The organism is Geomonas sp., from assembly GCF_056994735.1.
On record NZ_JBXKJL010000433.1, the window covers coordinates 1 to 6,478 of the forward strand.

Annotated in this window: 6 protein-coding genes; 1 reads left to right on the forward strand and 5 read right to left on the reverse strand. The window is 61.3% G+C overall.

Annotated elements, in window-relative coordinates; genetic code table 11:
• From fusA to AC11W3_RS18975, 5 genes are all read right to left on the reverse strand, one after another.
• The coding region (gene fusA, locus AC11W3_RS18955) for an elongation factor G (RefSeq protein ID WP_484093543.1) at positions 1 to 2,003 on the reverse strand (2,003 nt) is incomplete at its 3' end.
• A 355-nt stretch (positions 2,004 to 2,358) separates the two neighbouring features.
• Positions 2,359 to 3,123 carry a type III pantothenate kinase gene (locus AC11W3_RS18960; protein ID WP_484089913.1) on the reverse strand — a complete coding sequence of 255 codons (765 nt, stop codon included), beginning with the start codon at positions 3,121 to 3,123 and terminating at the stop codon, positions 2,359 to 2,361.
• A gap of 42 nt (positions 3,124 to 3,165) precedes the next feature.
• On the reverse strand, positions 3,166 to 4,146 hold the full coding sequence (locus AC11W3_RS18965) for a biotin--[acetyl-CoA-carboxylase] ligase (RefSeq protein WP_484089914.1): 981 nt from the start codon (positions 4,144 to 4,146) through the stop codon (positions 3,166 to 3,168).
• Entirely contained in the window at positions 4,143 to 4,973 is an 831-nt protein-coding gene (nadC, locus tag AC11W3_RS18970) for a carboxylating nicotinate-nucleotide diphosphorylase (RefSeq protein WP_484089915.1), read from the reverse strand. The genes AC11W3_RS18965 and nadC overlap by 4 nt, the downstream gene beginning before the upstream one ends.
• 85 nt (positions 4,974 to 5,058) lie before the next feature.
• Positions 5,059 to 5,652, reverse strand: coding sequence for a DUF4124 domain-containing protein (locus AC11W3_RS18975; RefSeq protein WP_484093544.1), 594 nt, complete (start codon positions 5,650 to 5,652; stop codon positions 5,059 to 5,061).
• Between the two features lie 209 nt (positions 5,653 to 5,861).
• Between AC11W3_RS18975 and AC11W3_RS18980 the strand changes: the two genes are divergently transcribed.
• On the forward strand, positions 5,862 to 6,478 hold a 617-nt coding region (locus tag AC11W3_RS18980), incomplete at its 3' end, for a c(7)-type cytochrome triheme domain-containing protein (protein ID WP_484093545.1).

A 6,478-nucleotide genomic window follows, 5' to 3' on the forward strand; every position in this document is an offset into this window, starting at 1 on the left:
GAGGTGAACATGCCGCGGTCGCTGGTCATGGAACGGAGGTCGTTGGAGTAGGTCAGCACCTCCGACATCGGGACCACCGTCCTGATGATCTGCGAGTTGGCCTTGGGCTCGACGCCGACGACCTTGCCGCGCCGCGAGTTGAGGTCCCCGATCACGTCGCCCATGTTCTCGTCGGGGACGGTGATCTTCATGTTGAGGATCGGCTCCAGCAGCACCGGCTTGCAGAGTTCCATCGCCTTCTTGAAGGCCAGGGATCCCGCCACCTTGAAGGCCATCTCGGACGAGTCGACCGTGTGGAAGGAGCCGTCGTAGAGCGCGACCTTGAAGTCGACCACCTGGTTGCCGGCCAGGAAACCCTCCTTGGCCGCATCCTGGATACCCTTGTCGACTGCGGGGATGTACTGCCGCGGGATCACGCCGCCAACGATCTTGTCCTCAAACTTGTACCCCTCGCCGCGCGGCAGAGGCGAGAGTTCGATCCAGCAGTCGCCGTACTGGCCGCGACCGCCTGACTGCTTCTTGTATTTCCCCTGGACCTTGGCGCTGCCGCGGATGGTCTCCAGGTACGGAACCTTCGGGGTCTTGAGGATGACATCAACCCCGAACTTCCGCTTGAGCTTTTCGACGATGACCTCGAGGTGCACCTGCCCCATCCCGGAGATGATGAACTCCTTGGTCTGCGGGTCGCGGTGAGCCTCGATGGTAGGATCTTCCTCGATCATCCTCTGCAGCGCCGAGTTGATCTTGTCCTCGTCGTTCTTGGTCTTCGGCTCGATGGCGTAGGATATCACAGGCTGCAGCGACTTGGCAGGCTCGTACAGGATCGGCTTGGCCTCGTCGCACAGGGTATCCCCGGTGACCGTTTCCTTGAGCTTGGTGACCGCCACGATGTCGCCGGCCACCGCCTGCTTGATCGGGTGCTGCTTCTTTCCTTCCAGCTCGAAGATCTGCCCGATCCGTTCCTGCACCCCCTTGGAGGAGTTGTAGACCACGGAGTCGGAATTGAGCACCCCGGAGTACACCCGGAAGATGGTGATCTTGCCGGTGTAGGGGTCCGAGGTGGTCTTGAAGACCAGGGCGGAGAAGGGCTCGCTCTCCGAGGGGGCGCGCTCCACGACCTGCTCGGCCTTGGGATCCATCCCGACCGCCTTGGTCCTGTCCAGCGGTGACGGCAGGTAGGCGCAGACCGCATCGAGGAGCTGTGCCACTCCGATGTTCATGACGGCGGAACCGCAAAGGACGGGGGTGAAGGTACTCCTGAGAGTGCCTATCCTCAACCCGTCGAGGATCTCCTCCTCGCTCAACTCCCCGGCTTCCAGGAACTTCTCGGTCAGGGCGTCGTACGCCTCGGCCACCGTCTCCACCATCATGTCCCGCAGCCGTTTGGCCTCGTCGAGATACTCCTTGGGGATCTCCTCCTCTTTGAACTTGCCGGAGAGGTCGTCGTCATAGCGCAAGGCCTTCATCCGGATCAGGTCGATGACCCCTTCGAAGTTTTCCTCGGCCCCCATCGGGACCTGGATGGCCACCCCGCGGGCCCCGAGGGCCTTCTCCATGTCGTCGATGGCACGGAAGAAGTTGGCCCTTTCCCGGTCCATCTTGTTGACGAAGGCGATGCGAGGGATCTCGAACTCGTTGGCCCATTTCCAGACCTCCTCGGTCTGGACCTTGACGCCGGAGATGGCGGAGAGGATGACCACCGCGCAGTCGAGGGCCCGCATGCAGGCGCGGGTATCGGCGATGAAGTTGCCGTAGCCCGGGGTGTCGACGATGTGGATGGAGCAGTCCTTCCAGTCGCAGTGGTCGAGGGCGGAGGTGATGGAGATGCGCCTCTTGATCTCCTCCGGTTCGAAGTCCATCGTGGAGCTGCCGTCATCCACGCGGCCCAACCGGTCGATCATGCCCGTGTTGAAGAGAATGGCCTCGGCGAGCGAGGTTTTCCCGGCGCCACCGTGAGCTACAATGCCAAGGTTGCGCAGTTTAGCGGTTTCATACCTTCCCATAGTCCCCTCCGTTAGAATAAGAATCAGTTGAATGACCCCTCTGAAACGAAACCCGACTGAGTAAAGCGAATGAAAACTAAAACCTCACCTGCCTATGCCATGCTCTTTGGACTTTTCTCCTGCGACTACCCCCTTCCGTCTATTAAATTTTTTGCAGCTTGCCGTTCGCCCCGAGCTCGTCGAAGGCGCACACCCCGTTCGCCCTGAGCTCGTCGAAGGGAGCGCACCCCGTTCGCCCTGAGCTTGTCGAAGGGCGCACTTTCTACTGCTACCGCTTTTCGTGCTTCGACAGGCCCGGCACGAACGGAATCACGCAAACCTGATTTAAGACCGGGACAGCCGATCTTAACCCCGACTACTTATTCCTCTGGTAGATGATCCTCAGCCCCTCGAGGGTCAGGAACTCGTCAACCGCCTCGATGGTCGTTGACTCCGGCGCGATCAAGGAGGCCAGCCCGCCGGTGGCGATGACCTTCACGTTTTCCTTCCCTTCGGCCTTCATCCGCTGGACGATGCCGTCGACCAGCCCCACATAGCCGAAGAAGATCCCGGCCTGCATGGAGTTGACGGTGTTCTTGGCGATGATACTGACCGGCCGCGCGATGTCGACACGGGGAAGCTTGCTCGCCTTCTGGAAGAGCGCCTCCATCGAGATCATGAGGCCGGGGGCGATGGCGCCGCCGCAGTATTCCCCCTTCTTGTTGACGTAGTCGAAGGTGGTCGCGGTGCCGAAATCGACGATGATCAGCGCCTGATGGTACTTCTCGAACCCGGCGATGGCGTTGACGATCCTGTCGGCGCCGACCTCCTTGGGGTTGTCGTAGTGGATAGGCATGCCGGTCTTGATTCCCGGCCCCACCACGTACGGTGTCGTCTGGAAATACTGGAGGGCCAGCTTCTCCAGCACCCCGGTGAGAGTCGGCACGACCGAAGAGACGATGATGTCTTTGATGTCCGCAAACCCGATCCCGGCCAGCCGGAAGAGATCGTGAAAGAGGATGCCGTATTCATCAGTGGTCTTGGACTTGTCGGTGGAAACCCGCCAGTCCCTGACCAGCCTGTCTTCGTCATAAATGCCGAGCACGATGTTGCTGTTCCCGACGTCGATCACCAGCAGCAAATGAAACCTCCGAACCTGCTCGTATTACCTGTTCCTGATCCCTTAATTGAGCGTCACGTCCCCGGAGAGGACCGTTTCCACCTGCCCGCCCGGAAGCTGGACCAGCAGACCGCCGAACTGGTCGACCCCCTGCACGATGCCGCTGAACTCGCGATTCCCCGAGGCAACGTGGACGCTGCGGCCGCGCATGGCCGAACGCTCCAGCCACTCCGCCCGCACGGGGCCTTCCCCCTCCAGGAGAAACTTCCCGTAGAGCTCGTCCAACTCCTTCAGGAGGGTGCGGGTGAACTGAACACGATCAACCTCCACCCCGCCCTCTTCAATAAGGGAGGTGGCTGGATAGCGCAAGGTCCCGCCAAGCTGGGAAACACGGACGTTGACATTAATCCCGATACCGAGGACCACGAAGTTGACCTTCTCGGTCTCGGCGTTCATCTCGTTCAGCAGCCCCGCGACCTTCTTACCCGAGATGAGGATGTCGTTTGGCCACTTGATCTGGGGGTGGAGCTTGGTGCACTTCTCTATGGCGCGCGCCACGGCGACAACGGAGAGAAAGGTCAACTGGCAGGCGGCGACCGGCGAGATCGAGGGGCGCAGCACCACGGAACAGTAGAGGTTCACCCCCGGCGGCGAAAGCCAGATACGCCCCAGCCTCCCCTTCCCCGCCGTCTGTGCATCGGCGATGACCACGGTCCCCTCTGGGGCGCCCTCCTCAGCCATCTTGAAGGCGACTACATTGGTCGATTCGGTCTCCTTGAGACATACGATCGAGGAGCCGATCGTGCGGGTGTCGAGCCCTGCCTCGAGGTCGAGCCGGTTGAGGAGCTTCGGGGAGGAAACCAGCCGGTACCCCTTGGCCGGGACGGCCTCGATGTCATAGCCGTTGGCCCTCAGCCCGTTCACGTGTTTCCAGACCGCCGTCCGGGAGAGCCCCAGCAGGCGGCTCAGGGATTCGCCGGAGACAAAGCCGTCGCCGGAGCGGAAGAGTTCCAGGATCCTGGCGTCGACCTCCGCTTCTTTCAACGATCCTCCATCAGCATGGAGATGTCGGAGGCCCGGACCGAATGGGTCAGCGCCCCGACGGAAATGATGTCGACCCCGGTCTCGGCGATGGACCTGATGGTCTGCAGGTTGACTCCGCCGGAGGCCTCGACCAGGGCACGCTTGCCGATCAGGATCACCGCCTCGGTCATCTCGTGGAGGGTCATGTTGTCCAGCATGATGATGTCGGCCCCCGCCTCGAGCGCCAGCCCGACCTCGTCCAGGGTCTCCGTCTCCACCTCGATCTTGAGGGTGTGCGGGATGTAGCCCCGGGCCAGGCTCACGGCCTCCTTGATGCCTCCGGCCGCGGCGATGTGATTTTCCTTGATCAGTACCCCGTCATAGAGCCCGGTGCGGTGGTTGGTTCCGCCCCCTACCCTCACGGCGTACTTCTCCAGCACCCGCAGCCCCGGGGTGGTCTTCCGGGTGTCGACCACCCGGGCACCGGTGCCCTCGATCTCGCTGACGAAGGCGGCGGTCTGGGTGGCGATGCCGCACATGCGCTGCAGCAGGTTGAGCGAGACGCGCTCCCCCTGCAGGAGGGCGGCGGCATCCCCCTCGATGCGGGCGATGACGTCGCCCACCTTGACTCTCTGTCCGTCGGCGAATTCGGCGGTGAATTTTGCGGTGGGATCGAGCCGGGCGAAGACGCGCTCGACGACTCCTATGCCGGCCAGGACCAGCTGTTCTTTGGCTACCAGGCGGGCGCGCATGCGGCGCGGTTGCGGCAAAATCGAGAGCGTGGTGATGTCGCCGGTGTGGATGTCCTCGGCGAGGGCATTCTCGATTATCTTATCGATTCCGTTCATGTATCTGTTATCTCCCTATTAAGCGGCAAGTTTTTATAGCACAGCTTAACTAAGCCCGCAACCGCTAATAAATCCGCTGAAGAAGCTACTGGCGCCACTCCATCGGGACCCCGGCCGCGGTCGCCGCCCGGTCCAGGACGTCGATCTGCCTCAGCAAATCGTTCACCCTGGTCTCGTCCGCCGAGACCTGCGCTTCCATGGCGTTGACCGCCTCCCGGTCGGAGGGGCGGGAGAAAATCACCCTCTGGCGCCTGAGCTCCACCAGCCTGGCCTGTTTCTGGGAGAGCCCTTCCCGGACGAGTTGCAGCTCCCTCCGCAACCCTCCGAAGCGCTCCCGCCACCAGGTTTCATCGTGCCCCCCCGCAAGCGGGGCATTGGGCTCGGCGGCAGGCGGAGCGGCCTGGGGCGCGGCGGTTTCCCCGGCGGGTGGCGAAGCCGGAGCGGTCTGGGGCGCAGGTGGCTGCGCCGGAGCGGGAGCTGCGGGACTCCGGCTGGACGGGGTCGACGGCCCAAGGTACTTCAACTCCTTGGCCTTCTTGCGGTATTTCTGCGGGATCTTCTTGCGGCTGTCCGTGAAGTGCACCACCCCGTCCGCATCCGTCCACTGGAAGAAGGCGGCCTGGGCGGCTGTCGACAGAAGGGAGACCAATACCGGCACCAAAAGAACACTTTTCCTCATCGACCCTCCTTCGAAAGTGCAGCCAAACCATAGCAATGTAAGAAAGTATCAATACTTTTCGTTTGACGATGCGCTGTTCGATGTGTATATTGTGGCGGCTATTGCCTCCAGCGGCACAGTCAATAAAAACCCGTTAGAAGGAGTGTTCCATGCAGTTTCGCCTCGCCATCCTTACGCTTCTCATTCTGTGTTGTTCGCCAGTGTGGGCCGTGGAGACAAAGGACATAAAGTTTCCTATCAAGAACGCCGAGCCCGTGACCTTCAGTCACGAGATCCACCTCAAGAAATATAACAACAATTGCAAGGTCTGTCACAACGCAATTTTCAACATCAAGGAACGGCGTCATTTTACCATGCAGGACATGGAAAAGACGAAGTCCTGCGGCGCCTGCCACAGTGGTGTCAAGGCTTTCAGTGTTGCCGACCCGCAGAGCTGCGGGAAGTGCCATCCGGGCAAGACCCGTAACATTGAATACAGGGCGAAAAACGCAGGTGATGTGACCTTCAACCACACCTTCCACGTTTCCAAGGTCAACGGGAACTGCAAGGAATGCCACAACGCCAACGTGATCACCGGCAAGGACGGCCGCGTCACCATGGCGCAGATGGAAAAGGGCAAGACCTGCGGCGCCTGCCACAACGACAAGAGGGCCTTCACCGTCGTCGGGAACTGCGGCAAGTGCCACAAGGGGATGAAGACCCACGACATCACCTTCAAGACCAAGGGCATCAATCCGGCCATCTTCAACCACGACATCCACACCGCCCAGTTCGCCTGCAAGCAGTGCCACACCAAGATCTTCCAGTTCAGGGCCGGCGTGAAGCA

Coding starts and splice junctions, on each gene's coding strand:
- nadC (WP_484089915.1), bottom strand. CDS start 4,973: ATGAACGGAATCGATAAGATAATCGAGAATGCCCTCGCCGAGGACATC.
- AC11W3_RS18975 (WP_484093544.1), bottom strand. CDS start 5,652: ATGAGGAAAAGTGTTCTTTTGGTGCCGGTATTGGTCTCCCTTCTGTCG.